The sequence below is a fragment of the Sneathiella litorea genome (genome assembly GCF_009882915.1).
In the GTDB taxonomy this organism is placed as follows: domain Bacteria; phylum Pseudomonadota; class Alphaproteobacteria; order Sneathiellales; family Sneathiellaceae; genus Sneathiella; species Sneathiella litorea.
Genome location: NZ_WTUW01000002.1, coordinates 1,254,121 through 1,280,586, shown reverse-complemented (window position 1 = coordinate 1,280,586; position 26,466 = coordinate 1,254,121). Strand labels below are relative to the sequence as shown.

General features: G+C 50.8%; 22 protein-coding genes, 2 tRNA genes and 3 pseudogenes. 12 read left to right on the top strand and 15 right to left on the bottom strand.

The annotated features are described in order from the left end of the window. Positions 1-91: 91 nt before the first annotated feature. From GQE98_RS12580 to GQE98_RS18570, 3 genes are all read left to right on the top strand, one after another. The gene (locus GQE98_RS12580) at positions 92-1,231 is read left to right on the top strand and encodes a C4-dicarboxylate TRAP transporter substrate-binding protein (RefSeq protein ID WP_161315969.1); all 1,140 of its coding nucleotides are present in this window, start codon (positions 92-94) and stop codon (positions 1,229-1,231) included. A 165-nt stretch (positions 1,232-1,396) separates the two neighbouring features. After that, positions 1,397-1,897 (top strand): MaoC/PaaZ C-terminal domain-containing protein, encoded by a 501-nt coding sequence (locus GQE98_RS12575; RefSeq protein WP_161315968.1) that lies wholly within the window; start codon positions 1,397-1,399, stop codon positions 1,895-1,897. Next, on the top strand, positions 1,858-2,481 hold the full coding sequence (locus tag GQE98_RS18570; protein ID WP_161316298.1) for a DNA/RNA helicase domain-containing protein: 624 nt from the start codon (positions 1,858-1,860) through the stop codon (positions 2,479-2,481). Before GQE98_RS12575 ends, GQE98_RS18570 begins: the two co-directional genes overlap by 40 nt. 281 nt (positions 2,482-2,762) lie before the next feature. Here GQE98_RS18570 and GQE98_RS12565 read toward each other — a convergent pair whose 3' ends face one another. Beyond that, on the bottom strand, positions 2,763-3,230 hold the full coding sequence (locus tag GQE98_RS12565; RefSeq protein WP_161315967.1) for a hypothetical protein: 468 nt from the start codon (positions 3,228-3,230) through the stop codon (positions 2,763-2,765). 268 nt (positions 3,231-3,498) lie between these two features. Between GQE98_RS12565 and GQE98_RS12560 the strand changes: the two genes are divergently transcribed. From GQE98_RS12560 to GQE98_RS12540, 6 genes and pseudogenes are all read left to right on the top strand, one after another. Further along, positions 3,499-5,793, top strand: coding sequence for a DNA methyltransferase (locus GQE98_RS12560; protein WP_161315966.1), 2,295 nt, complete (start codon positions 3,499-3,501; stop codon positions 5,791-5,793). Further along, positions 5,708-5,899 (top strand): annotated as a pseudogene (locus GQE98_RS18460) (hypothetical protein); the annotation flags it as partial. The gene GQE98_RS12560 and the pseudogene GQE98_RS18460, both read left to right, overlap by 86 nt. A gap of 45 nt (positions 5,900-5,944) precedes the next feature. Next, entirely contained in the window at positions 5,945-6,802 is an 858-nt protein-coding gene (locus tag GQE98_RS12555; RefSeq protein ID WP_246157260.1) for a hypothetical protein, read from the top strand. Between the two features lie 2 nt (positions 6,803-6,804). Then, positions 6,805-7,449: a hypothetical protein gene (locus GQE98_RS12550; RefSeq protein WP_161315964.1), complete on the top strand. Its 645-nt coding sequence runs from the start codon at positions 6,805-6,807 to the stop codon at positions 7,447-7,449. Continuing rightward, positions 7,442-10,690: a DEAD/DEAH box helicase gene (locus tag GQE98_RS12545; protein ID WP_161315963.1), complete on the top strand. Its 3,249-nt coding sequence runs from the start codon at positions 7,442-7,444 to the stop codon at positions 10,688-10,690. The genes GQE98_RS12550 and GQE98_RS12545 overlap by 8 nt, the downstream gene beginning before the upstream one ends. 420 nt (positions 10,691-11,110) lie before the next feature. Further along, positions 11,111-12,583: a hypothetical protein gene (locus GQE98_RS12540; protein WP_161315962.1), complete on the top strand. Its 1,473-nt coding sequence runs from the start codon at positions 11,111-11,113 to the stop codon at positions 12,581-12,583. 98 nt (positions 12,584-12,681) lie between these two features. Here GQE98_RS12540 and GQE98_RS12535 read toward each other — a convergent pair whose 3' ends face one another. Beyond that, complete coding sequence (locus tag GQE98_RS12535) at positions 12,682-12,822, bottom strand: hypothetical protein (RefSeq protein ID WP_161315961.1); 141 nt, start codon at positions 12,820-12,822, stop codon at positions 12,682-12,684. 222 nt (positions 12,823-13,044) lie between these two features. On the opposite strand from GQE98_RS12535, the gene GQE98_RS12530 reads away from it, so the two are divergent. Then, complete coding sequence (locus GQE98_RS12530; RefSeq protein ID WP_161315960.1) at positions 13,045-14,934, top strand: phospholipase D family protein; 1,890 nt, start codon at positions 13,045-13,047, stop codon at positions 14,932-14,934. Positions 14,935-14,968: 34 nt separating this feature from the next. Here the strand turns inward: GQE98_RS12530 and GQE98_RS12525 are convergent, their stop codons facing one another. Further along, positions 14,969-15,331, bottom strand: a complete 363-nt coding sequence (locus tag GQE98_RS12525; protein ID WP_202526262.1) for a hypothetical protein — start codon at positions 15,329-15,331, stop codon at positions 14,969-14,971. 33 nt (positions 15,332-15,364) lie between these two features. Between GQE98_RS12525 and GQE98_RS12520 the strand changes: the two genes are divergently transcribed. After that, the gene (locus GQE98_RS12520) at positions 15,365-16,318 is read left to right on the top strand and encodes an integrase core domain-containing protein (protein WP_202526261.1); all 954 of its coding nucleotides are present in this window, start codon (positions 15,365-15,367) and stop codon (positions 16,316-16,318) included. Positions 16,319-16,356: 38 nt separating this feature from the next. On the opposite strand, the gene GQE98_RS12515 is transcribed toward GQE98_RS12520, so the two are convergent. The 3 genes and pseudogenes from GQE98_RS12515 to GQE98_RS12505 form a co-directional block, all read right to left on the bottom strand. Further along, positions 16,357-16,478 (bottom strand) — tRNA-OTHER (locus tag GQE98_RS12515). Positions 16,479-16,652: 174 nt separating this feature from the next. Next, a pseudogene (locus tag GQE98_RS12510) lies at positions 16,653-16,931 on the bottom strand (NADPH-dependent oxidoreductase); the annotation flags it as partial. A 67-nt stretch (positions 16,932-16,998) separates the two neighbouring features. Continuing rightward, on the bottom strand, positions 16,999-18,753 hold the full coding sequence (locus tag GQE98_RS12505) for an adenylate/guanylate cyclase domain-containing protein (RefSeq protein WP_161315957.1): 1,755 nt from the start codon (positions 18,751-18,753) through the stop codon (positions 16,999-17,001). 184 nt (positions 18,754-18,937) lie between these two features. Between GQE98_RS12505 and GQE98_RS12500 the strand changes: the two genes are divergently transcribed. Then, positions 18,938-19,165 (top strand): hypothetical protein, encoded by a 228-nt coding sequence (locus GQE98_RS12500; RefSeq protein WP_161315956.1) that lies wholly within the window; start codon positions 18,938-18,940, stop codon positions 19,163-19,165. 227 nt (positions 19,166-19,392) lie between these two features. Here GQE98_RS12500 and phnE (GQE98_RS12495) read toward each other — a convergent pair whose 3' ends face one another. From phnE (GQE98_RS12495) to GQE98_RS12455, 9 genes and pseudogenes are all read right to left on the bottom strand, one after another. Then, positions 19,393-20,211, bottom strand: coding sequence for a phosphonate ABC transporter, permease protein PhnE (gene phnE / locus GQE98_RS12495; protein ID WP_161315955.1), 819 nt, complete (start codon positions 20,209-20,211; stop codon positions 19,393-19,395). 1 nt (position 20,212) lies between these two features. Next, complete coding sequence (gene phnE, locus GQE98_RS12490; protein ID WP_161315954.1) at positions 20,213-21,028, bottom strand: phosphonate ABC transporter, permease protein PhnE; 816 nt, start codon at positions 21,026-21,028, stop codon at positions 20,213-20,215. After that, on the bottom strand, positions 21,025-21,849 hold the full coding sequence (gene phnC, locus GQE98_RS12485) for a phosphonate ABC transporter ATP-binding protein (RefSeq protein WP_161315953.1): 825 nt from the start codon (positions 21,847-21,849) through the stop codon (positions 21,025-21,027). Before phnC ends, phnE (GQE98_RS12490) begins: the two co-directional genes overlap by 4 nt. Positions 21,850-21,883: 34 nt before the next feature. Beyond that, the gene (gene phnD / locus GQE98_RS12480) at positions 21,884-22,846 is read right to left on the bottom strand and encodes a phosphate/phosphite/phosphonate ABC transporter substrate-binding protein (protein WP_161315952.1); all 963 of its coding nucleotides are present in this window, start codon (positions 22,844-22,846) and stop codon (positions 21,884-21,886) included. A gap of 249 nt (positions 22,847-23,095) precedes the next feature. Then, positions 23,096-23,795, bottom strand: a pseudogene (locus GQE98_RS12475) (IS6 family transposase). Positions 23,796-23,975: 180 nt separating this feature from the next. Then, positions 23,976-24,051, bottom strand: a tRNA-Phe gene (locus GQE98_RS12470). Positions 24,052-24,205: 154 nt separating this feature from the next. After that, a complete protein-coding gene (locus tag GQE98_RS18455) occupies positions 24,206-24,385 on the bottom strand; it encodes a DNA gyrase inhibitor YacG (protein WP_161315951.1) in 180 nt (59 codons plus the stop codon). A gap of 5 nt (positions 24,386-24,390) precedes the next feature. Beyond that, positions 24,391-25,797, bottom strand: a complete 1,407-nt coding sequence (locus tag GQE98_RS12460; protein WP_161315950.1) for an Rne/Rng family ribonuclease — start codon at positions 25,795-25,797, stop codon at positions 24,391-24,393. Beyond that, entirely contained in the window at positions 25,797-26,465 is a 669-nt protein-coding gene (locus GQE98_RS12455; protein ID WP_161315949.1) for a Maf family protein, read from the bottom strand. Before GQE98_RS12455 ends, GQE98_RS12460 begins: the two co-directional genes overlap by 1 nt. Between the last annotated feature and the right edge of the window lies 1 nt (position 26,466).

Here is a 26,466-nt window from a genome sequence, read left to right as displayed (position 1 = left end):
TACGGGGCTTCATCGGAGCGAAAAGCTATTCCAGCTTTATGGGATTTAAAAAAAATACGTTGAAAAGAAGTAAACCAGGAAAGGGAAATTAATGAAAAAAGTTACTTCGCTCGCGTTGATCGTTGGGGGGCTTACTCTTGCTACGGTATCAACGTTTCAAAATATGGCATTGGCAGAGGAAGGTCGCTTTGCCTCATACTTATCGCCGAAAAATCCCGTGGTCGAGTTTGTGGCTGAGCCATTTATCGAACGCGTAAAAAAAGATAGTAATGGTGAGCTAACCTATAAATTATATGCGGGTGGCTCATTACTCGGAGGAAAGAATACGGCTGCTGGCCTGCGGGACGGTATTGCGGATATCGGACAAATTGTTTTCAACTACAATCCGTCAGAATTTCCTCACTCAATTTTAATTGCTGACATGGCGATGTATGGAAACTTGCCGGCAGCGATATCGGCTGCGACGACCGAGTTTATGATGCTGCATTGCGATGGCTGCCTTGACGACTACAAGAGAAACGGTATTGTTGTACTTGGTGGCGCGAGTGCGACGGCCTTTCAGTTGATGAGTAAGTCGGATTTGAGCACGCTTGCGTCTCTCGAGGGTAAAAAGATCCGCACACCAGGCGGACTATACGCTCGCTGGGCGACCTCGGTTGGCGCCGTACCGGTCTCCATTCCTTCCAGTGAAATGTATGAAGCTCTTTCTCGGGGGCAGGTTGATGTTGTCGTCAATCCGCTCGGCGCGATGAAAAGCCACAGTCTTTGGGATATTGCAAAGAAAGTGACAATGATCGACATTGCAAGCTTCCGGCCCTGGGGGGTCTTTTCAATCAGTGCTAAGCATTGGAATGGTTTGACAGATGATCAAAGGACGATCCTGATGAAGAATGCCGCGATAGGCCTGATTGATACTTCATACGGATATCAGAAAAAAGACGATGAAGTGTTGGCGATGCTTGAAGAAAAGGAAGTTGAGTTAATTGAGCCATCAGCTGAGGTCAAGAATTCTATTGAAGAATTTAAGAAGGCGGATTGGGACGTCATCATTGAGCAAGGCAAAACCAAGTATAAGATTGAAGATCCGGAACCATTGATGAACAAGATGGTCGAGTTGATTAAGAAATGGGAAGAAAAATTCGAACCCATCAAAGATGACAACGCGGCGATGTCGGACATGCTTTACAACGAAGTGCTATCCAAGGTCGACGCCAAATCGCTCGGTCAATAACTTAGAATGAGATGGACGGTAGGGTGTCCGCCCATCTCTTCTCGCCGAACTTTTTTTTAAACTTTCGACTATGTGGTTATCTCTGACCGCTAAGTTGCATTTTTCTGCGACATTACGGTTGAGTTGACTGAGAGCTGCAGAATAAATCTGAAAACAGAGAGAAGTATGGGATCACTATATTATCATGATATTGAGGTAGGTAGCATTTTCTGTAGTGGCGGCAGAACGGCGACTGAAGCTGACTTGACAAATTTTTGCATGTTGTCAGGTGACTGGAATCCTATTCACGTTAACAAGGAATATGCGGAAAAATCACAATTTGGGGAACGAATTGTACCTGGGCTATTTGGGCTTTCACTAATTACTGGCGCAATGACGCAATGGGGAATATTTGAAGAATCTGCCGTTGCTATGTTGAATGTTAAAGACTGGAATTTTCATGTACCGATCCTGATTGGCGACACAATTTATGTGGAGATGGAAATTTTAGGAAAGCGGGAAACATCACGGAAGGGAGTTGGTTTAGTCGAACGTCGCTTTCGCATTAAAGATCATTCAAATAAAATTCTTCAGGATGGGGCCTCCGACATGTTGATCCTTGTGGAGCCGTCTGAAAAAAAACGAACCTGCGTGCCTTTCGAAATGAGCTGCACGGAAAGTGGGTAGAGGCCTTACTTGCGGGAAAAATTGACGAGGCAAAAGCAACAGCAGATAAGATGGAAAGCCCTCCGGCTCTAATTACGCGAGATTTAACAACGCTCAAGACATGGCTGCGAGAGAGAAGACGCGGAGAGCACCGTGTCGGGCTTTTAGCAAGCTCTGGGGCTGTGAGATTGGTCGCCGAAGGAATAGCACCGTCGCCGCGTTCTAACGAGCTCCAAGACGTGATCCATTGGTTCTTACGGCCCACAGGGGATTACCGTTCGTCAAATGCTTTGGAGACACCTCTATCGGAGTTCGTTTGCCAGGGCTTGGAGATCGATTATGTCGGTCTTTGTTGGGGAAATGATCTAATTTGGCAAAATGACGAGTGGGTTCCGAGAAAGATGCGGGCGCCAAACTGGTCCGTGTCTCGCAACCCTGAAGAAAAGCAATATCGTTTAAACGCCTATAGAGTCCTCCTGACGCGTTCCAGGGCTGGTTTGGTGGTGTATATGCCAAAAGGGGACCAAAGCGACTCTACGCGACTCCCAGAGAGCTTTGAATGTACATATGAAGCCCTAGTTGCCGCGGGATGCGCTCGCTTTTAGATCAGGGGGATTTTATGTATTGGTAACAATGCGGACTAAAGTTAAACGTTGCAGGCTTAAAATTGAAGTCCTAGGAATTCTTTATGTGTTCTCTGGGGTTTGCTGCCAGATTTAACGGTTACCGGAACGCAACCTTATACTTTAGAAAGTAAGGTTGGCTGGGAGAAGGAAACTATAAGTTTACCGCCCTTAAAAATTGCGCCCTGTCCATAAATCACAGCCGATAAACTTCAGAACCTATACTTCGATCCTCATGCTCGGAATGTCAGAAGAATTCAAAACTAGTAATTCTCAGGATCGTAATTTTCTTTGAAGGCAATGCTGTCTATTGGAGCTGACCCATATCGCAGCTTTTGGCCGTGTAATAAGATAAACCTAACCCGATTTCCTTCTAGTCGCGATATTATATGGCGCAGCGCTGACGAGGGCAGAGAGCCAAGATACTCACGTCGATCTCCTCTCAGTGTTAAAGTACCGACGGATTGCGGTTCGTAATGTGCGCTTTCAGGGTCATCCAATATGTGATCGATATCTCTATTGCCAAGGATCGTCAAACGAACATACCCATTGGCATATTTTTCAGGTGAAATCATCTTGGCCTGAATCGCCATATCCAGGTACTCGGTATAAGGCAGGTTCTCTGTATAACCCTTACCAATGCTGAACAGATAATCTGTCGTCCAGTTTTCTATTTCAAATAGGTATTCGAGATATTGGAGATCATGTGAAATATTTCGCTTTCGAGGCACAATCTATCCTCCCATTTTTATCGATGAAGGTTTCCAAGATAATCTGTAAAGTGGAGTTTGGTATCTCTGAATTATTGGGGGTCACCATCCATCAGTTATGCTAGGTATGGAAACCACAGGTATTTTTCCGTGTGATAACACTTAAGGCTACAGAATTTGACGGTTAGGAATTGAGACAGCTTTGAGTTGGGCCACCTTGACTACATTGAGAATTTAATGAGTCGAGTTCGACACAGAATGGGAAATCGGATTAGAGAAGATTGAAAGTATGAGTAAATCACAAAAACAAAGAGAACGTCTAATCAGTCTTTTAAAAGAGCTGTTCCAGTTGGACCAACCTGATCTTGACTTCGGCTTCTACCGCATCATGCACGCTAAGGCCGGGCAGGTGACAAAGTTTCTCGAAGACGACCTGCTTGGGATCATCCGTGAGGCATTCGGAGAAGTGGACGAAGCCCGCATCGCGGAGGCGCGTGCCACCTATGAGGCTGCCAGAAAGCATGCCGTTGATTATGGCGCACCCGATCCGGACACAACCGAGCCAGTCAAGAAGGCCAAGGCCGCGTGGGACGCCGCCAAGGACAGCGGCAGCAACGAGGGCGACGTTTACGACCATCTTTACCGCTTCTTCGAGCGCTATTACGACAACGGCGACTTCATGAGCCGCCGCTATTTCGCACGGGAGACGGACGGTAAAGCGGCTCCCTACGCAGTGCCATATGACGGACGCGAGGTCTATCTGCATTGGGCTAACCGTGACCAATATTATATCAAGACTTCTGAGTATCTCTCTAATTTTACCTTTGATCCGACGCAGGCGAAGGAGTTCAAGGAGCGTCACGGCGGCCTGTTTAAGAACAAGCCCATCAAGGTGAATTGCCGTATCCTGTCGGCCAGCGAAGGTGAGTACAATAACGTCAAGGCGACCGAGCAGACGGAACGTTTCTTCATAATCCACGACGCTGAGCCGGTGAAGCTAGAGATGGGCATAACCGGTTCGGCCGAGCTAGTTATCCAATTTCAATATCGCGCTGACCCAGAGAAGACCGGTAAGGAGGGGCCATGGCGGAAGAAGCGCCTCGCTGAGGCGGCTGTGAAGGTGAAGGAGCTTCTCTCGGGCCTTGAAGGAGCGAGCGACTATGTGACCGCTCTGATGACGCCAGCGCCGACCGAATCCGTGAAGGATCGGACACTGCTGGAAAAGTATCTGGCGCAGTACACAGCCCGAAACACCATGGACTACTTTATCCATAAAGACCTAGGAGGGTTCCTGCGGCGCGAGCTGGACTTCTACATCAAGAACGAGGTTATGCGGCTGGACGACATCGAGTCCGCTGATGCGCCACGGGTGGAAACCTACCTGGCGAAAGTCAAGGTGCTGCGCCGTATCGCGCAGCATCTGATTGACTTCCTCGCCCAGCTCGAGGACTTCCAGAAGAAGCTCTGGCTGAAGAAGAAGTTCGTGGTGGATACGCAGTATTGCATCACGATCGACCGAATCCCGGAGGAGTTCTACCCGGAGATCGCAGCCAATGAGACGCAACGTCAGGAGTGGGTCGAGCTTTTCGCAATTGATAAGTTTGAAGGCTATTCAGAACCACTATTGGTCGATTTTCTAAAAGAAAATACTTCGCTGCCCCTAGATACGGGAAGCTTCAATGAGTCATTCAAGGAGAATGTCCTCGCGGAAATTCAGCTTCTCACCAATGAGAAAACCGGTACTCTTGTGCATTCGGAGAATTTTCAGGCTCTTCGGGCTCTCAGTGCAACGCTTCGGAGTTCAGTGGACTGCATATATATAGATCCACCCTACAATACCGACGCATCTTCGATCGTCTATAAAAACAACTACAAAGATTCTTCATGGATAAGCCTTATGGAGAATAGACTGCGCGAAGCTCAACGACTTATGCGCGGTTCCTCCGTAATAGCTGTCGCGATTGATGATATTGAGTTCAGCAGGCTGCGGCAACTGATGGAAGACAAATTCGGTCAGGAAAACATGCTAGGGGTCGCAGTCGTAAGAAGTAATCCGTCTGGGCGATCCACTCCAAATGGCTTCTCTGAAGCGCACGATTATACCCTATTTGCGGGTGCCAGCGAACTAGCTTCTGTTGGAAGGATGCCAAGAACCGAAAAACAGATCGCCCGATACGCGGAATCTGACGAAATAGGTGCTTTTGAATGGGTGAACTTTCGAAAACACGGCGGCGTTGAGGCCAGTCGCCAGGCTCGGCCAAAAATGTTTTATCCAATCTATGTCTCCGGCGACAGCATACGTCTGCCCGAAATGTCTTGGAACGCCGAGGTGCAGGCATGGGACGTTTTGGAGAAACTCGGAACGGAGGAGGTTGCAGTACTTCCGATTTCCGCCGACGGAACGGAGCGTCGGTGGAAGTGGGGTATAGAAAGTGTGAGAGCCGATTATTCCAACTTCTACGCAAAAAAACGATCAATCTGGCCAAGTTGGCGTCTATATGAAGGCCCGCGTGAATCAGGAAGGCATGATGCCCGTTACGTGGTGGGACAAAAAGGAATACTCGGCGACGCAGTACGGCACTAACTATTTGACTTCTATGTTTGGAAGAATCGCCGATTTTTCCTTTCCGAAATCAATTCACCTTGTCGAGGATTGCTTAAGAGCGTGCGGTGCTAAGCGGGATTCGATCGTCCTCGACTTTTTTGGAGGGTCCGGAACTACAGCCCACGCAACGATGAACCTTAACAGGTTGGACGGCGGGTCTAGAACATTCTTTCTAGTGGAGATGGGCGATTACTTCGACCGTGTAACATTGCCTCGTGTGAAGAAGTCACTTTATTGCAATGATTGGAAAAAGGGCATTCCTTCCTCCAACGATCACCTAAGTTCGTTGTTTTCCTACATACGATTGGAGTCCTACGAAGACGCCCTCAACAATCTCGCTTTGAGACCAAGCGCCGATATGGCGCATGTCACCAAGGACTTCGCGCGTGACTATATGCTTCGCTATTGGCTCGACTTCGAGACTAAGGGTAGTCCGTCGCTCCTAAACATCGAGTGGTTCGACGATCCGACAGCCTACAAGCTGAAAATCAAGAAGCCGGGTTCGGACGAGTATGTCGAGAAGGCAATCGATCTTGTCGAGACATTCAACTGGCTGATCGGCCTGCATGTTGAGCATCTGGATCGCTGGCGCGGCTATGACGCAGCCTTCAAGCGTGAGGTCGATCCAGAATTGCTCGACGACACAAACACCCGGCTGACGCTCGACGGCGCTCTGAAGGAGACGGACGAAGGTGCTTGGCGTTTCCGCAAGGTCGAGGGATACATGCTACGCACCCCCGGCAACCAGAACGACCGCGAGAGGGCGCTGGTCGTGTGGCGCAAGCTGACCGGCGACCTGGAGCAAGACAATCTAATGCTGGACGAGTGGTTCCGGAAGTACCGCCTCTCCGCACAGGACACTGAGTTTAATGTGATCTTTGTGAACGGCTCCAATAATCTGCCCAATCTTCGGCAAGAAGGGGAAACCTGGAAAGTGCGCCTGATCGAGGAAGCCTTTCATCAGGCCATGTGGGATGAGGAGGATTAACATTGGTGGAGATCACTACAGAAACGGCACAGCCGATTGCGGATGCAAGCCAGAATGCGGTGGATGCTGTCAACCCATTATTGAACATCCTGCCAGTGGAGATTTGGGTGGTTGTTGCTACTGCCCTTGTCGCGGCACTCGGGTGGTTTGGGAAAACTGCTTTTGATTGGTGGCGGGAATCAAGGCTACCCTACAAGCAGGATAGGGAGCGTTACCAAGCTGTCATTAATGCAGTAAATCCGGAACACCTTCACTATTTCAGAGAGATACCACTCAGTACTATTGGAAGTATTGCTGTGGATGGCGTTGTAAAGGGATACGAGGTATTGACAACTATTCGCAAATGCATGCCGAAATATTTACACCGGAAGCTTACGCCACTTGAGAATGAGCTTTCCGATTCACTTGGTGAACTGTACGACTTCCTACCATTGAAGCTTTTCCCGCATCACGCGAATGGTAACGTCTACACGATGTACTGGGATAATTTTGATGAGTGGAGCGATGAGCACCATAAGCGGTTTCAAAGCATCAAAGACGATTTGATGAATAAGATTGATCGCTCAATTCGAGCCTATGAAGTCTTTCGGGATGTTGGCAACGATTTGTTTGCGGACAAGCTTGTGGCGGAGAAGTCCAATGGCTAAAACTTCGAAGCACAAGCAGCTTCCGTTTGGCCACAAGCTGGTGCTCAATCAGTGGATAGTCAGTCTTTTTGGGTTCGATCCGCTAAAAGACCACAAGGATGGCAAGCGCACGTTACGACCCATGCAGCCGCTGGCGAAAAGAGTGAAAGACGCACAGGAGGGCATGACGCCCGAGAACCTACATCACTTCTATAAGGCGCTTGATATCAACCTTCGGGCGATGGCTGAGATCACACGGTCGGACTTGCTGCGCTACGAGCACAACATCGTCAGCCACACGCTAGCCATAAACGAGAAACGTGACCAGCCGATTGTCTGGAAGGGCTACCAGTGGCTCTCTCTCCTGTTCGCGGAAATCTATCTCGACCGCTTCTTTGCGGACCGCGAAGCGCTGTTGGAAGCACTTAATGCATATGTTACCGACTTCAATATCTATTGGACCGGAGAAGGCTACGAGACTGGGATCACATATTACGAGCTCGACGACTTGAACAAGCTCTGCCTCCAAAACGCGACGGGATCAGGTAAGACGCTGTTAATGCATGTTAATTTCCTGCAATTCCGGCATTATTCTTCGAAGTCTCGCTTCAAGCACGACTTGACACGGACGGTGCTGATCACTCCAAACGAAGGACTCTCCCTTCAGCACGCCCGTGAGATGAAAGGCAGTAACATTGTCGCCTCTCGCCTTTTAACGGATAATAGTGATCTGTTGTCCTCCGGCAAAAATGGCTTACATCAGATAGATTTCACAGAAGTCACCAAGCTCGGCGACACTGACGGACCGAACGTAATCGCGACACGGAATCTGGGCGACCAAAACCTGCTGTTGGTTGATGAGGCGCACCGTGGCATGGGCAGCCAGGAAGAACGTGGCTGGTTCAGAAGCCGTTCGCGCCTTTCCGAGAAAGGTTTCGTCTTCGAGTATTCCGCGACCTTGAAGGAAGCGGTCACAGCCGCCAAGCGCCCTGAAATCGAAGCGTCTTACGCTAAGACGATCCTGTTTGATTATTCCTATCGATATTTCTATGAGGACGGCTACGGCAAGGACTACCGCATCTTCAACCTGCCACGAACCTTCGCCGAACTTGAATTCTCTTACCTAACTGCATGCCTTCTGAGTTTCTATCAGCAGCTGAAGCTTTATGAAGACAATCATAGCCTCTATGCGCCCTATAACATCGAGAAGCCGCTCTGGGTATTCGTGGGCTCTAGCGTCACCAAGGCGACTGGTTCAAAAGCCGAGAAGGCGACGGTTTCCGATGTCGGTAAGATTCTTGCCTTTATTGCGAAGTTTCTGAATAGCGAGGTGATATCCGGATCTGAAATTGAGCACATCCTTTCCGGAAACGCGCAGCAGACTGGTCTGCTCGACGAGGACGGTGGCGATATTTTCGCTGGCGGTTTCGTTTACCTCCAGCAGCTTTTGCTACGAGAAGGCTGGAAACCCAGCGACCTGTTCCGCGATATCCTCGACAAACTGTTTCAGAATAAGGCGGGTGGTGAATTGTCGATAGCCCGGATAAAGGGAGACGAGAATGAGATCATGCTTCGCGTGGGGCAGGCCGAAAAACCATTCGGCCTCATCAACGTGGGCGATGCATCGGGCTTGGCAAGCCATATCGCAGAGCAAAGCTTCGACAACGTCGCGGTTTTGGAATCCGAATTTGCGGAGACCATGTTTGGACAGATCAACCAGTCAAACTCCCCGGTAAACCTGCTTATTGGCTCGAAGCGATTCGTTGAAGGCTGGGATTGCTGGCGTGTAAGTACGCTTGGCCTCATGCATGTCGGGAAGAGCGAAGGCGCGCAGATCATCCAGTTATTCGGGCGCGGCGTACGTCTTAAAGGTTATGATTGGTCGCTCCAGCGTAGCGGCTTCGCCACTCCCACCAATCAGCCGGCGTTGATCCAGTACGTCGAGACTCTGAACGTCTTCGGCATCGAGGCTGACTTCATGGAACGCTTCCGAAAGTTCCTTGAAGAAGAGGAGCTGCCGCGCAACGACCAGAAGCAGGTGTTCACGGTTCCGCTGACCATTACCTACAACTTCGGTCAGCGCCTGAAAGTGCTGCGTCCTCGCAAGAAGCGTGGTGATGGACGGGAGTACGATTTCAAGCGAGACGGAGCTGTTCCGGCGCTGACCTTGGTGCCTGACAAGATCCGCCAGAAGGTTGTCGAGATAGACTGGTATCCCCGCATCCAATCCCTCGAATCTAAAAAAGGCACCAAGCTTGGCGGCAAGGAAGAGACCGTTTTTGGTGACAGTCACCTTGCCTTCCTGGACTACGATGACCTGTTCTTCAGGCTTGAGAAGTTCAAGCGCGAGCGTACTTGGCACAACCTGAATATCTCCAAGCCAATGATGAAGACGCTCCTTGAAGACCGGACTTGGTACAAGGTCGTAGTACCATATGGAAAGATGGAGTTCTCCGATTTTTCGAATGCTACTCTCTGGCAGGAGATGGCGGCCGAGCTTTTGCAGAAATTCTCGGAAGAGTATTACAACTACTGCAAGGCAGAGTTCATCGAGCCGAGGCTTGAGCTTCGTGAGATAGAGGCCGGCGACGGAAGCCTGCCAGAAGCTGATGAATATCAGCTGATCGTCGATGCGAGTGAAGCAGCCCTCATGAACGACATCCAAAGTTTGACACGTGATATTACGGCCCGGAAGGCTGGGGTTCTCCGTGCTGGAGATTTGAAAGGTTGCCTCTTCGGCACTCATCTTTATGAGCCAGTGCTTCATGTCACCAAGGGAAGCCGGATTCAGATTGCGCCCGTGTCCTTGAACGAAAGTGAGTTTCGGTTCCTCGATGACTTGCGGATCTATATTGAACGCGAGTACGCGAGGCTTTCATCGGAAGGAATAGAGCTATTCCTACTTCGCAATGAGAGCCGCGGTCGTGGTGTGGGCTTCTTCGAAGCCGGTAACTTCTATCCTGACTTCCTTCTGTGGTTAGTGAAGGGCGGAAAACAACATCTTTCCTTCGTTGAACCGCACGGCCTTCAGCATGAAGGCCCTGGTCACAAGAAGATCGAATTCCACCGGGTCATCAAGGATATACAGGCACGGCTCGCCAGCGATAATGTTGTTCTGAACAGTTTTATCGTTACGCCGACTCGCTTTGGCAGGTTGAATTGGGGAAAGACGATTCAAGAATTGGAGGATATGCACGTCCTCTTTATGGAAGATCAAAACGACCAGTATGTAAGTAAAATCATTGATAGGATGATTGCTTGAGGAGTAGAATCTTCAGGTTGGAATCGCTTCAAAACCCTTTGGGACCAAAAGTGTAATCCAAGTCTCCTGTACAAAATGTAGCCCCCTGTGTCCGGAATGGACCAACGGGTAACTGGCGGGCCGCGACCGATAGTGATGATCTCTACGTTTACGCCATAGCCCTATGAGGGCATTGTTTACGAAAAGGTCCGAGGTGGTGGACCGAACCGTTTGAGCGAGAAGCGGCGAAAATCCTGACCCGAGTCAGTCTCCTCGCCCACTGGCACAATCTATAACAAAAAGCGGTTGTGATTTCCCATGCAAACGCCATAGTTTAGCGATCTAACGGAGAATAAAAAGAGCGATGTTTGAATGGACTTAGGGCAGGGATTTCCCGAATGGACCGAGTTAGGGCAGGATAGTGGCTTCGATCCACTTGGAATGCAGAGACCAATCGAAGCTATCTACCAATCGATTGTGCCCGGAATCAGCACGATCACGCTTCGCTATCGCTACTATTCGTTCTTTCCGTTTATTCTCAAGCACTACGAAGAACACATCCGACATCCCGATCCAGACACGTTCCGCGCTTTCCAGCGCCGGTGCGAAGCGCTCTTCGCGCTGATCTGCACACATGGCGAACCGGAGCTAGGCATTACAGGTTCGGATTGGGCGGGCCGGACGCTGAATGACGCGCGCGCGCAGTCCAACGAAACGGCGATCATAGATTTCAGCATCGGCGCCGATCCCGATGCCGATGACAGTCTGCGTTACCTGCGGAACAAGGGAGGTGCATTTGGCGCAATCTATGCGACGCAGATGTCGGAAATGGGCCTGATCCATTTTCCCGAAGCCGGTGATCCCAACCCCAATCCCGTATGTTCCGATGCGGCCTTGAAGTTGGCCGATGCCTTATCGCGGGAGTTGGGAGCAACGGCAGACGAGTTTTTTGAAGTGGTGGCGGCGGGAAAAGTCGCTCTGTCATCGCTGGAATCGTTCGAGGCGATGAAACCCAATCGGCTCAGACGCGGCAGCGGCGAGCATATTTTGCTGACAGATATTTTGCTCGGCAAATCCGACACACGCAGCGAGACAGACCTGATGCGGCGTAGCACGCTTCAGATGCTTCTCGACGTAACTGCAGCATTGCGTTCGATCCCGCGCGCTGAGCAGGTGAAATGGTATTGGTTTGAAAATGTGCCGGAATTGCAGGACGGAAATGCCCACGAGGTTCCGCATCTCTGGTTTCTATATCAAGCGTGTGACCTCATGCGACTTGCCTATGAGGTGATCCTCTCGGCTGCGCTGACCCTGTTGGAAACAGCGCCACGGCGGCGGATGTCGCTTTCCGATCTCACTGACGAGTTGGTCAGCTTTGCTGAAGTCGTCGAGGATCAAACATGGGAAAATGTTTCGCTTGGTCTCGCCGATGGATCAGCGAATGCGGCGCGAGAACATGCGCTAGCCATGCTAGACGCTATGCACGAAGGCGAAACAGCCGAGCAGGTGCGCCTTGCTGTGTCTCTCATCGCAATCCTCTTTGTCAGGGCATCGGATGCGAGCAAATTGATTGAAGAGGCTATCAGCGGGGCCGATTATTTCCAGTCGCTGCGGACGGAGGTGCAGTTCCTCGATCGCGCGAGTTCTGCTCCGGCGCGCCTTGTGGTCGCGGATATGGTTCGCGAGCGGGTTGTGAAACGGCATCTCTGGGTCGCATCGCGCAAATTCCGCAACCAAAAAGCCTACACCTTCCATATGGAACCCGAAGAAGGTCGGCTTCGCTACCGCAACCATTTTCGCGTTTCGCCCAGCAGCCCGCGTCTCGATCAGGCCGTCCGATTCCTGCGTGATATCGGCCTGATTGATGAAGATGGAATCACGCAACTCGGCCGCGCGGAAATGGCGGCGGCATGAGATACTTTGAAGCCTTCGGCGAAGGCGGGTTCCACACCGCGTTCATGACGACATATGCATTCGGATCGCTCGCCTTCGAAGACATACCGTTTCCCAAACTAAGAGGAGCTGGTTGTCGTAACATCACGGTGCTTGCCGACCGGGCGATGGTCAATCAGGACTTTTCCGAGTTCGGCCCACCACGATTTGCCGGAACCAGCTATCATCTCGTCAAGGCCGATGCGCCTGGTGCGTTCCATCCCAAAATTACGATGCTGATTGGTGAAGCGAAAGGCCGGTTGATTGTAGGGTCCGCGAACCTGACGGCTCTCGGCCTCGGCGGTAACAAGGAGCAGATTGCTAGCATCTCTTATTCGCCAGACGCGCCCGATAGCGCCAAGTTCTTCATCAGTGCGCTCGGCTATCTGCGGCGATACGTGCCGCAGGACGATCAATGGTTTCCCATTAGCTTGCAACGGGCGATGCGATCCGCACCGTGGCTGCGCGATGATGATTTCGATCACGCATTCAATGTGAACGGGACGGCGGACCTTAATCTTCTCTTCGACCGTCCCGATATCAATTTCCTCGATCAGATCGCCGCATCAATCGGTGAAGATCTGATCGAGCGTCTCATCGTCATATCACCCTATTGGGATGTCCGGCTTGAAGGTCTGGCGCGGCTCTGCGCCGCGCTCAAAAATCCCGTCATCGATATTCTGATCGAGAGCGATGCGAACGGCTTTCCCTCGAGCGCGCTATCGGGAATCTCGAACATCTCTTTGTTCGATGTCAGCTCGCACGCCGAGAGCCGGTTTCTGCACGCGAAGCTCATCATCGCTCAGGGCCAACACTGGGATCATGTGATCTCCGGCAGCATGAATTGCACCTTTCCGGCCTTGATGGGGCCGATGACCCACGGAAATGCGGAGGCGGGAATCTACAAGCGCGTGGCCCGCGGTGTTGCGTTGGAAGCGCTCGGGCTAGTAGATTATCAAGATGCCCGCATTGAGGGCGCGCAACTCGCTAACCTTCAACAATCATTTGAAGAGGCCAAGACCGCTGAGCCAACTATCGATGGCGGCACATTGATATTGCAGTCGAGCAAGCTGTCATGGACCGCTCCGGCGTCGTCGCCGGCGGCGCCGGCGACGATCCATCTCTATGATCGAGATGGACTCGGCTTGGCAGAGATAGAACTAGAGGGTCGTTCGGCGATCTATACCGTTTTGCCCGATGCGCAGCGCCCCAAATACGGAATCTTGATATTCACGGACGGTGCGATGTCAGCGCCTGTGCAGATCGTGGATCTCGATTATCTCGCGGTGACGACTTTGCCCGCACAACGGGGACGCAAGCGGCGCTTGATGGATACTCTTTTGGAATCCATCCACGAAGATTTGGTTCTGATCGAAACGCTCAATCAGCTCGAAGCCTTGGAGGAAGAGGATCGTGCAAGTCGGCTCGATCCAACCCCGAGAGCTAATCCACAAGTCGCTGATGCTGCGCCACCTGTATATGAAGTTCTTTCCTATGACGATTTCACGCGCGCGCGCACCCATGCCAATGCGCATGGAGAATCCTTCGGGCTTTATCTGAACAGCCGCAATGACAGCGCTGCTAGTATGATGAGCGCTTGCCTCAATCAAATGATCGGGCTGGTTGGTCCAGATCTGAGGCGCATGGAAGACGAGGATATTGATGCGCTCGGCGCGATAGATTTCCGAACCACGGAGTTACAGTCCGCAGACGATAACGAAAGCGGCGATACACGTGCCGACACCGTGCCGAAGAGTGGGACACTTTCCGCTCAAAGCTGCGCGACGGCCAAGAAATTCCAAGAGGCTGTCACCGCTTTCGAAACCCGTTGCAAGGCGCTCGTCGAAAAGAAGATCACGACATCAGAAATGGTCAGGCTGCGCGCTCTTATGCAGATCGTTCTTTCTCACGCCCAGCCTATCGACGGATCGTTCTCACCATCGCAAATCCTTCCAGTGTACACGGCAGAAGGTCACGACTGGCCGCGTCTGATCGGTCGCTTGCTGCTACAGCATTTCGGCGCTACACGAGCATTGCAGAATCTGACTGTCGAGCAGGACGAGTCCGAGCAGCGACGTGTGTTGGAATACCTAGCTCTCTCAAATTGGGCTGCAAAAGCCGCGCACGCGGCGGTCTTATCGCACAAGAAGGCGGCACCTCTCCGCGTTCCGCTTGAGCGGCTGATCGTATCGCTTGCCGCTCAAACGCAGACAATCTTGTCTGTTGTCGAAGATGATCGCGCCTATTTCGACGAGATATCCGGCAAGCTCGATACCCGGTTTGCGGATCGTTTGCGGTTTCCAATGAAAGTTGGCATTCTCGCGCGCCACTGATTGTCACCAGTCCGAGGTGGAGCCTCATTCTTTATCACCAGTATTTCTTGAAACGCCGATCGGTGGGGTCGTAGAGTTGTTTCAGGATCGCAGTCCTTACCTTGGTGCTGACCTCTTTCAAGGTGGCGAACATTCGATTGAGTTCTGACAACTCGCCTACCTGCTCTGAGCCATATCGTACGTTGAGATACTCGCGCTGATCGTGGATTTTCTGAAGGTGAGCCTCCGTCCTAGCTCGGAGGCGAAGACCTTTTTCGGACACCATAGTTGTCCGCTGTGCAAGATCGTGCTGCAATCCACGCAACTGTTTATTGTTGATTTCGTGGAGAACGAGAAAAGCGTTCAAGTACATCTCAACGGCAAGAATTACACAAAGACGTGCTGGAACGGAAGACACCACGCTCGTCCAGCTAACTTGGGAAAGGAGAGAATGCACTACAGTAAAGTATTCGTCTGCCAGTCCGATGAACTGTCCAACAGTTGCTCCGCTTTCCGGACATCCCGCTTCCTGCGACCAGTACTCGTTCATGCTATGCTGGTTCACAACGGCCTGGTCAACCGTCGCAAGAAGCGTAGATACAGGACAGAAGGAACAGAACTCAGATATGCCTCTAGCCCCAATGAACTGTGGTGCGCAGACTATAAAGGCGAATTCATGCTGGCGGACAGGCGATACTGCTATCCGCTCACCATTACTGACTATAAGAGCCGTTATCTGTTTGTCGTAGAAGCGCTGGAGACAACAAAAGAGTTCTACGCCTTCTCTGTTTTTGAGCGTATTTTCGAGGAGTTCGGCCTACCAAAGGCAATCCGTACCGGTAACGGCGTCCCCTTTGCAAGTCCGAATGCCTTTTTCAGGCTGTCGAAACTCAGCGTCTGGTGGCTACGGCTCGGCATTGAGATCGAGCGGATCAAGCCCGGCCACCCGGAACAGAATGGCAGGCATGAACGTATGCATCTGACCTTCAAGAAAGAAACCTGCAAACCAGCAGGCGCACACTTCCTGCAGCAACAAGCGAAGTTTGATGACTTCATTGATTGCTACAACAACGACAGGCCACATCAGGCAATGAATATGCGATATCCAGGCGAAGTCTGTGAACCCTCAAAACGGACATACTGCGGCTTGTCTGAACAAGAGTACCCGTTCCACGACAAGTCCAAGATGGTCACAACATCCGGCCGAATATGTTATAGAAAGAAGAAGGTAAATCTCTGTGTCGTCTTTGCCGGACAGAAAGTCGGCATCAAAGAGGTCAGCAACGGTATCTTTATGGTCAGCTTTATGAAATATGATCTAGGGTACTATGATGAAGAGACATGCAGATTGAAACCCGCAGCAAACCCTTTCGCTGCAAAACTGTTGCCCATGTCTCCAGTATAATATGTAACCTGTGTGTCCAATATGGACCCCCGAAGAAATGGTGCCCAGGGGCGGATTCGAACCACCGACACGCGGATTTTCAGTCCGCGTGGACTATATTTCTATGGATAGCTTTATTGCACTCTATGCTTTGTATCGAGTGCTACTCATTTTTAACTACACTCTCTGCACCGACTACTGAGGTAGTAAACTTTTGGGTTATCGGTTTTCTCAATTTTCCGATTAGATTTGGGTCGAAACGGCTTGTGCGCAAAATCAAGTTCNTTCAGTCTCAACAGATTTAACCTAAGTAAATCATTCTAGAATGAAATCAGGGAACTCCATCTGCCCTTACTTAAGGAGCGTTTCTCTGAGAGGGGTCTTTCTGGAAGGCTTCTGTCTTGTTGACATCTCCCCCAGAGCGCTGGTGACGCGCCGCTTCTCCCCACCATTCAAGTTGTGAAATCGCCCGACCTACATAGCCATCCCACCGTTCTCCCTCATTAATCCAGAGACCATTCTCGTCGAGAACCTCTTGAGCTTTGGGGATATGTACCATCGCTGAAACCGGCAAGCATCCAATTTCGGAGAGGAAGGTTCGCATATTAACCGCAGCACTAACACCTTCTTGTTGTTCGCCGGTTTTGAAATAGTTGGGGTTTAATTGGATTGCCCGAGTTGTCAAAAGGTCCGTATGTGATTTATTCTTCAGGAATACCCATTTCGCGAAAATAGGCAGCCATACTTTCAAGAGATTTTGGAGAAAAAACCAATGCATCTTTGAACCGTTTAATCGTCATGGCTGGATATGCTTTCAGCATAAGATTCTTCGCGGCCTCAGCGTCTTCGCGGCGGCCCGCCGCCAATAAAGCCGGTGCAAGATTACGGTAGATCCAAAACGCATTCGGTCGTTCCATTAGAGCTCGCTCGAAGAGATCGGCAGACTCACTATAGTCGCCGGATATCTGATGTGCGCTCGCGATACCGACAAAATTATTGAAATTCATTGGATCAAGTGGACTGAGGCGTATTGCGTGCTCGAAATGCTGAAAGGCGGCTTCGGGGCGGTCAGCATATACTTCGAGCCAGCCCAATCTGCTAAGAGCCCATGCTGAATTAGGATCAAGCGTAATTGCGCGCTCCAGCAAGATACGTGCGGTCCCGTGGTTACGGGCAAACGTATGGACAACACCCAGTACTGAAAGGATTAATGGATCATCGGTCGAGAAAGCAGCTGCCTTCTCTGCTAGTTGAAGTGCACGGGTCTTTGCGCTTTCGATATCATCCGTCCAGTTGTAAACTGAATGTTGAGCCCAACACCAACCTGACAGCGCCAGCGCAAGAGGATAGTCCGGGTCAATGGCAAGCGATTGTTCGAGCAATTTCAGCGCAATGGCGGAATCTTCTTGATCTTGCATCCAGACGTGGCGGATCGCACGCATGGCATAATCATAAGCTCCCATATCATGGGGTCGCTTGCGCGTTGCACGGTCAATTTCTGCTTTTTGGATCGACGGTTGTAATGCGCCAGCAACTTGCTCGGTTATCCGGTCCTGAAGGTCAAAAAGCTCGCTGTCTACACCATCATATTTTTCGGCCCAAAGATGGGCGCCTGTTGTGGACTCGATAAGCTGAACGGTGATCCGCAGTTTACCGCCAGCCCTTTGAACCGACCCTTCAAGCAAATAGCCAACACCCAATTCGCGACCAATATCGATGACGTTCATTTGGCGGCCTTTATATGCAAAAGCTGAATTGCGAGCGATGACAAAGAATGACCGTATCCGGGACAAGGCAGCAGTCAAACTTTCGACCACACCATCGGCAAAATACTCTTGGTCCGGATCGCTGGACATGTTGTCAAAAGGGAGCACGGCAATGGATGGTTTGTCGGGTAACGATAGCCGCTGTGGAGCATCTGATGTTCTTGTGTCAGGCCAGCGAAATACACGTACCTTGCGGTCGATGTTCTTCAAAACCCGTTCGCCTGCGTCTACAAAATCCGCGTTCACTTTGCCGTTTACGTGCTCAAAAGCGGTAGCACTGAGCGCCAAGCCGCCGGGAGTACACACTTCTTGGATGCGGGCTGCGACATTCACGCCGTCACCGTAAATATCTTTGCCTTCCAGAATAACGTCACCCAAATTGATCCCAATGCGCATGGTGATGATATGTTCAAAGGTAATTCCATCGTTAAAACTGGTCATTGCCTGTTGAATGGCAATTCCGGCTGAGACGGCATCGACGACGCTGGAAAAGATGATAATTGCACCATCGCCCAACAATTTCACAATGCGGCCTTGATGGCGAGACACTTGCGGCGAGACTACAGTTTTCTGCAAGCACTTTAGGGCTTCTAACGTGCCCTCTTCGTTCAAGCCCATCAGCCGGGAAAAGCCGACGACATCGACAGACATAATCGCTGCGAGTTGTCTTTGAGTGCGATGGGCTGCCATCTGACAGAGCTCCTGTTCACCGAGATGCAATTTCTTGCGTTGTCAATAATGTGGATATTTAGATCCACGCAACACAACTTTCTTTTGTTGCAGATTTGCATCTTGAAATGCTGTTGTATCATAAATTGCAAATATTCACATTCTCCATTTACCGTATATCCACAATCTACCGTTTTTTATCTGATTGTTGATACTCTATGACGAGGAACCGTGGGGCCGGATTCGCGAGGGAAATATCGAGCGAAATCTAGCTGGTGTTTCGCCATCGAGGGAATTTAGGGTTGAGGGCAAGTATGAAGGCGTTCATCGCGATCGCCAGATTAAGATTGCGGTGCAGCTTTTTGAAGTAATGGGGGTTGAGCAGCGTGACGCGGAACGCCGCATGGAGCCGGGGGGTCGGCGCGGCCTTTAATAATCAGGGAATCAAGTAATCTCCGGTGGTGAGTGAGCATGCCGGGTTTCCGGAGAGCCATGTCATTCAAGCTGCCATTGCCATGGGGTGTCCGGACGACAGTTTTCCTGTAAACACCTTAGTTTCAACCCGACGATCGGTGGAGGAGGTTGCCACCATTAACGGTTTTGATGAATAAGCGCGACTGACGACTAAAGCTTTATCTTAGGAGCAATCCATTGCTCGTCTTATATCAGGCTATGGCGCACCTTGGCGGAGACCCATTCACTGACCAATACTGTCGCGAGGATAACAATGAAGATAGTTGTTACCTGTCCCCAGGCTAGGACATTGATGGAAGCCTGGAGTTTAAGGCCGAGCCCACCTGCTCCGACGAGTCCAAGGACAGTGGATTCCCGGATGTTGATATCCCATCGGAATAGGGTGATCCCGGCAAAGGCAGGGGTAATTTGCGGCGTGATACCATAATCAAGACGCTGCATTGCGGAGGCGCCTGTCGCGTTGATAGCCTCGATCTGTGTTTCGTCTATTTCTTCAATCGCTTCATAGAGTAGCTTGGCGATAAAGCCGATGGAACGGAGTGCAATCGCAATAATTCCGGCAAACACGCCGGGGCCAATTATCGCCACCAGTAACAGACCCCAGATGAGTGCGTTGATCGATCGTGACGCCACTATGATGAACAAGGCGACAGGCCGGACGAATTTTGTGCTGGGTGTTGTATTGCGGGCGGCTAGGAAGGCGACCGGCACCGCCATGATAACCGCGAGAAGTGTTCCCAATGTCGCGATATTGATGGTGTCCCAAAGTGGCCACCAGAGCTCGTCCATATAGCTCCATTTCGGAGGGAACATGCGCGAACCAATATCTGCGGCCTGTCGTGGGGCATCATAGACGAAGAACCAAATGGTACCTTCGGTCATCACTTGCCAGCAAAAAATGAACAGTGCAACGAGCAGTAACCAACCCACCCACATGACGATTCTTGCTTTCGGTGTGCGATGTGTCCAGACGGCTGCACCATTTTCTGATTTCGTTATCGGCATATTATTGTGCCCATTTTCGTACATAGCCCGATGAGTATTCCGCGACCATGACGATTAGGATTATGACAATGAGAATTGCTCCCGCAGTATCGTATTCATATCGGTCGATGGCGGTGTTGAGTGTTGCGCCGATGCCGCCCGCGCCGACAATTCCGATCACAGCGGATTCCCGGAAATTGATGTCCAGACGATATAAGGATAGGCCGATCAGGCGCGGCATAACCTGCGGCTGGATTGCGTAATTGACGATTTGCCACCATCCGCCCCCCGTTGAACGGATTGCCTCTGTTTGGGATTCGTCAATATCTTCGATATCCTCCGCCAGTAGTTTGGAGAGGAAGCCGATAGTTGCGAAGCTTAGGGTTAGAAAACCCGCGAATGGGCCGAAACCGAACATCGCGACGAACAAAATTGCGATAATGATTTCCTGAAAGCTGCGGGAAAGTGCAATAACCCCGCGGCAAATTGCATATACAGGCGCCGGGGCGATGTTTCGCGCCGCGCCGATGCCAATGGGTATCGAGATGAGGATTCCCACAACTGTTGACGTTACGGTCATCGTCAGGCTTTCCTGCATACCGATCACGATGTCTCCCCAGCGCGAGGCGAAGTCGGGCACCAGAAAACCTTCGACAAAGCGCCAGCCGCGGTCAAGCCCTTCCCAAACGCGTGCCCAATTCACCGGCACAGAGAAAGCGGCCAGTAATAGATAGGCCAGAGCGCCGATATACAGGCCCCAGCGAGTAACGGGGCTTTTGATGAAGGGCTGCTTGCGCCATACATACGTCGTTGTGGTAGATATCTGATCAGTCGTCATACAAGTTCAGCCGTTGGATCATTTCGGGCAGGGTGGGGATGTGTGTCTTCAGGTTCATCCTGATCGCCGTGCATTGTTGTCCAGTCCTCTTCCCCATAAATACGGGTCAGAACATCCTCGGTTAGATCGGACGGTGGCCCATCAAAAACAACCTCGCCTTCTTGCAAGCCGACAATACGATCGACAAAAGCCTGCGCCAGCGGCACATCATGAATATTTATTATCGCCGGCAGATTGCGTTCTCGACAGATTTCGGTAATCAAGCGCATTATCTGCCGTGATGTCTTCGGATCGAGGCTGGCCGTAGGTTCATCGATCAATAGCAATTCGGGGTCCTGTTCGAGGGCTCGGGCAATGCCAACACGTTGGCGTTGTCCACCAGAGAGAGCATCCGCGCGTTTATCTGCATGATCGGTCAGTCCAACACGTTCCAGCAAGGAAAAAGCCTTGTCTACATCGGATTGAGGAAAGCGGCGCGTGAAACTTTGCCAAAAGGAGACATAGCCCAAACGGCCCGAGAGGACATTTTCCATCACGCTCAGACGTTCCACAAGCGCATACTCCTGAAAAATCATGCCGATACGGCGACGAGCACGCTTCAGGTCGCCTCGACCGAGCTTCGTGACATTCAGTTCATTTAGGAAAACATCGCCATCATTCGGTTCGACCAGGCGATTGATGCATCGAATAAGAGTTGATTTTCCTGCGCCGGACGGGCCGATCAGCCCGACAACTTCGCCATCGGGCACAGAAAACGAGACGCCTTTTAGCGCCTCGTCTCCCGTCCGATAACGCTTCCGCAAATTATCTACGCGGAGCATATACTACCTCATACTTGTTACACTTGGAGTGCCACTACTGGCAGTCATAAGAAACGCCGTTAGCGTCGTCGATCTTGCGAATGACGTCCCAGTGTTCCTTAAAGGTGATTGGGATGAATTTCGCTTCACCGGACTTGGAAAACTCTTCCTTGAGGGCGGAGCCTTCCCAGTTATAGCTGAAGAATGCCGACTTGATTTTTTCCTGCAGTTCTGGCTTGAGGTTGTAGACCAAACCGTAACCGGTTGTCGGGAACGTCTGGGATTTATAGATCGTCTTGACTTGATCAGCTTTGATCACGTCGCGCTGGATCATACGACTCAACACGGAGTTAGCAATTGCTGCGGCTGGGTAGTCTTTATTAGCGACGCCAAGGATAGAATTATCATGTTTGCCTGAGAAAGCGGCTTCGAAGTCTTCGCCCGCTTTCATGTTGAACTCGCTCGCGAGAAGGGCAGACGGTGCCTTGAAACCGGAATTTGACGTTTCGGACGTAAAGGCCAGTTCCTTGCCTTTGATATCTTCCACCTTTTCAATTCCGGAGCCTGGGTAGGTGATGATTTCCATCTCATAGCCAAAGCTGTCATCTTCACGAGCCATCATGGCGAAGGATTTAAAGCCTGCGCAGGCAACAGCGATCGGGTTAGATCCGGTGTTGAAGCCGGCAACATGCAACCGGCCTGCACGCATGGCTTCCAACTGGGCAGCATTTGACTGAACCGGGAAGAATTGTACCTTTTTGCCTGTAACTTCTTCCATATGCTTCAGGAAGCCGTCCCAAACCTTGGCGTAAACCGCAGGGTCTTCAACAGGAGTATAGGCAAAAATAAGCGTGTCAGGGTCGACTTGCTGCGCCGGATCTGTCGGTGTATCTGCAGTCAGGTTTCCATCATTGTCAGTAAAACGGGAATCAAGTGTGAACGCTGCCTGCGCACCAGTAGACGCTGTAACCGTCAGGGCAGCAACGGCAAGAATTTTGCCGAGCCATTTCAGAGCCATCTATTTCCTCCATATTATCAATAACTTAATTGCAAATACTGTTTGGCGGTTTCCAAATTACATTGCTGGAGGACTTTATGAGTTACTGGTGAGAAAATCTCGTGAATGTTTTGTTACATAAAATAGCTTTTCCTTCAGGGAACACTGCGCTTTACCTCCCCCATAAAGCACGACAAGTGACTCAAGTTCACGTGAGGGCTTTGTCAGAGGAAAGTTGGTAGGCAGTGAAAAGAAGTGAAGTGCTGCCGGTTAAGCGGCCAGTTGGCGCCACTCGACAAGAGCCAATTTGCGTTTGAGTTCGAAGTCTTTGCGGTTGATGAGGTGGCGTTCTTGATTAAAATGGTTTTGGATTGATGAATGAATTGAGACGAATTTCTGTAGTGATTTTGTGCTTCGAAATTTGATCATCGCTCGTTCTCGACGGCGGAATGGTTGATGAGAATTCTCAGCTCGATTGTTTAGCCAACGCCCAGTGTCTTGACGAGCCTCGTTGCCAATTATCTTCATTGCAGCGCAGTAGGAGCGGAGTTTATCCGTTACGATCGGTCTTGGACGGCCATATCGCTTCATGGCTTTCTTCAAGAACTTCAGCGCGGCCTTGCGATCTCGTTTCTTAGTGACATAGGCCTCCAGAACTTCTCCTTCTTGGTCGACGGCACGCCACAGATAGTGTATTTCACCAATTGATCCGGACGAATACTTCGTCCAGATGCCATTTCCATTGTAGTATTTTTCGCGTTGAAGCTGATCTAGTCTTTCTAATTTCTGCAGCAAATATAGGACCGAACCTGTTCCACCAAGCGCGTATCGTTTCATAACTCACATCAATTCCCCGCTCATGCAGGAGATCTTCAACCTGACGCAGTGACAATGGATATCGGACATACATCATCACCGCTAGACGAATGATATCAGGTGAAGTCTTGAAATAACGAAATGGATTTTTCATGACATGATCGTAAATTCCACATCATGCTAGCTCAAGCACTTTCCTCTGACAAAGCCCACGAGAGTTCTCTTCAAGTATTTCATCTATAAAATCTTGCACGTCAGCAGCGGTGGAATTTTTGAGCACTAGACCCCCGATTTTAGGACCAGTGCTGTATAGACATTATGAATACCAGAAAAATGGTGCCCAGGGGCGGATTCGAACCACCGACACGCGGATTTTCAGTCCGCTGCTCTACCAACTGAGCTACCTGGGCATATCGCGTTTGACGCGTCGCCATATAGGCGAGGAAGCAGGTTTATAAAAGAAATAATCGGGGCTGTCCAGAGTTCTTGATCTAAAAATTCAGAAAAGACTCTGGAAGGTCTTTTACACTCTTACTTCTGTTCTAAGCATATGGAAATGAGCCGCTATTCCCCGTCCTCGTCATTGGCAGGGATAGTTTCTTCTCCGGGAATTACATAGGCCTCATTAAACCACTTGCCAAGGTCCACTTGTTTACAGCGGGCCGAGCAAAAGGGCCGAAATTTTACCTCTGCCTTTTTACCACATTGGGGGCAGGGTTTTGTTGGGGTTTGGACGTTCTTCATTGTTTCTAGCCTATTCTGTACTCGAAATCCGCAAGCTGGGCGTTTGTTGAGACGGCGATCCGTCGCGCGAGTTCCTTTTCAATGAGAGTGTGATGCTTTCGAAGTGTTAAGGCAAGCTCGACGCCGGCCTCGACATTCAATGTGGCAGAGTGCGAGAATCTTGCTTGGTTCTGGAGGGCGCGAATAAGCCCTGCGAGGGTGGCAATATCATTTTGAAGGTGTCCGTCTCCATCACAGGCGGCACAGGGTTTGTTCATAATCTCCTGTAAAGCCGGGCGATCGCGCTTACGGGTTATTTGCATTAACCCCAGCTCCGTCATGCCGATCAGCCGGGTTGGTCGTGGATCCTGGTCCAGGTTCTTCCGTAAAGTATCGGTGAGACGGCCAACTTCCCCCTTACCATTCATCTGGATAAAATCGATGATGATGATGCCGCTAAGATTACGAAGTCGTATCTGGCGACAGATTTCATGTGCCGCTTCAATATTGGTCGTGAGGGCGGCAGACTGCAGGCCTGCTGCGCGGGTATTCCCGGCTGAATTTACATCAATAATGATGGCAGCCTCTGTGGGTTCGATCGTGATATTTCCGCCAGATGGAAGGGAAACATATTTTTGCAGGGCGGTATCCAGCTCGGCCTCAACCTCCATAACCTCAAAAAGAGGAGCTTGCTTGTCCCATAAAGTGATCTTTGGTTGAACGCCAGGAGCATGGCGCAAGACATATTCTTTTGTCGCGATGAGCGTGGCGGTGTTATTGACAATCACATCCGTGTTTGTCGTGAAAAGATTTTTCAGGATACTGGTCAGCGGGGTTTTAGGGCGCCCAATCGGACCTGGTTTTTTCGCCGCGGCTTGCGCGGCTTGAATTTCAGCCCATTCGTTTTGTAAGGCCTGGACTTCTCGGGAAAGGTCCTCATCGGTCACATTTTGAGCAGAGGTGCGGACTGTAATTCCGCTCGTTTGGCAGCTCGGGGAAAGTAGCTTTTCAAGCCGGTTGCGATTGTCTTTAGCCTTGATACTTTTTGATACCGTGAGGCCTTTTGCAAGGGGACGGTAAATAAGGTTTGGTCCGGAGAGTGCCACACGACATCCAAGCTGAAGACCTTTATCGCCTTTTTTATCCTTGATGACCTGAACAAGCAGCTTCTCTCCCTCATGCACAGCGGAGCTTATATTTATCGCATCAGTTGGTATATCATCAAGCTGCAAGAAACCATCATCTGGAGACCCCAGGTCGACGAAAGCGAGGTTCATATCCGGCAGGATTTTCGCAATACGGCCATGGTAAAAATCACCTATACGGGAGATGTTTTCAGGTCGTTCGATCTGTAACTCAACAATCTGGTTGTTTTGTTTTAACGCCGCGCGAGTTTCAAACAGGCCATCCTCTATTAGAAGCGTCTCGTTCATCAACCTCTTTCCGCACCAAGCGGATATCCCTTGCCTTTCAGCATATTGGCAACTTCGAACAGAGGGAGGCCGACAACATTACTGTAAGAGCCCTGTATTTGCCGGATAAGCGCCGCGGCGCGCCCCTGAATGGCATAGCCGCCTGCCTTGCCGTGCCATTCGCCGGATGAGATGTAGGCGCGGATTTCAGATATATCCAGCGGCTTAAAAATAACCGCAGTGGAAGCAACGCGAGAAACTGCTTCTCCGGCGGGGGTAATCAGGGTAACGCCCGTATACACGTGATGGCGCCGTCCAGACAACAACTTAAGATATGCGTACGCGTCGTCTTCCGTTTCCGCTTTACCCAGCGCCCGACGACCAACGGCGACAACAGTGTCAGCGGAAAGTAGAAACACATTTTTATGCCGTCTAGCGACTGCTTCAGCTTTTTCTTTTGCAAGACGCTGGGCCAGATCGCGGGGCCGCTCTTGTACATTTGCGGTTTCATCTATATCCGCCGGGTCCACGGCATCGGGGAAAACGTCAATCTGCTTGAGCAGTGAAAGACGCCGGGGCGAAGCGGAGGCTAGAATAAGAGAAAGGGGTTGACGTAAAGGCGGGTTTATTTCGTTATCCCGTTCTGCTGCCGTCCCGGCAGACCTCGGGAGGTTTGTTCGATCACCCATA

Coding starts and splice junctions, on each gene's coding strand:
- GQE98_RS12580 (WP_161315969.1), top strand. CDS start 92: ATGAAAAAAGTTACTTCGCTCGCGTTGATCGTTGGGGGGCTTACTCTT.
- GQE98_RS12575 (WP_161315968.1), top strand. CDS start 1,397: ATGGGATCACTATATTATCATGATATTGAGGTAGGTAGCATTTTCTGT.
- GQE98_RS12560 (WP_161315966.1), top strand. CDS start 3,499: ATGAGTAAATCACAAAAACAAAGAGAACGTCTAATCAGTCTTTTAAAA.
- GQE98_RS12555 (WP_246157260.1), top strand. CDS start 5,945: ATGAACCTTAACAGGTTGGACGGCGGGTCTAGAACATTCTTTCTAGTG.
- GQE98_RS12545 (WP_161315963.1), top strand. CDS start 7,442: ATGGCTAAAACTTCGAAGCACAAGCAGCTTCCGTTTGGCCACAAGCTG.
- GQE98_RS12540 (WP_161315962.1), top strand. CDS start 11,111: ATGCAGAGACCAATCGAAGCTATCTACCAATCGATTGTGCCCGGAATC.
- GQE98_RS12535 (WP_161315961.1), bottom strand. CDS start 12,822: ATGGAACGCACCAGGCGCATCGGCCTTGACGAGATGATAGCTGGTTCC.
- GQE98_RS12530 (WP_161315960.1), top strand. CDS start 13,045: ATGCGATCCGCACCGTGGCTGCGCGATGATGATTTCGATCACGCATTC.
- GQE98_RS12520 (WP_202526261.1), top strand. CDS start 15,365: ATGCACTACAGTAAAGTATTCGTCTGCCAGTCCGATGAACTGTCCAAC.
- GQE98_RS12505 (WP_161315957.1), bottom strand. CDS start 18,753: ATGGCAGCCCATCGCACTCAAAGACAACTCGCAGCGATTATGTCTGTC.
- phnE (WP_161315955.1), bottom strand. CDS start 20,211: ATGCCGATAACGAAATCAGAAAATGGTGCAGCCGTCTGGACACATCGC.
- phnE (WP_161315954.1), bottom strand. CDS start 21,028: ATGACGACTGATCAGATATCTACCACAACGACGTATGTATGGCGCAAG.
- phnC (WP_161315953.1), bottom strand. CDS start 21,849: ATGCTCCGCGTAGATAATTTGCGGAAGCGTTATCGGACGGGAGACGAG.
- phnD (WP_161315952.1), bottom strand. CDS start 22,846: ATGGCTCTGAAATGGCTCGGCAAAATTCTTGCCGTTGCTGCCCTGACG.
- GQE98_RS18455 (WP_161315951.1), bottom strand. CDS start 24,385: ATGAAGAACGTCCAAACCCCAACAAAACCCTGCCCCCAATGTGGTAAA.
- GQE98_RS12460 (WP_161315950.1), bottom strand. CDS start 25,797: ATGAACGAGACGCTTCTAATAGAGGATGGCCTGTTTGAAACTCGCGCG.
- GQE98_RS12455 (WP_161315949.1), bottom strand. CDS start 26,465: ATGGGTGATCGAACAAACCTCCCGAGGTCTGCCGGGACGGCAGCAGAA.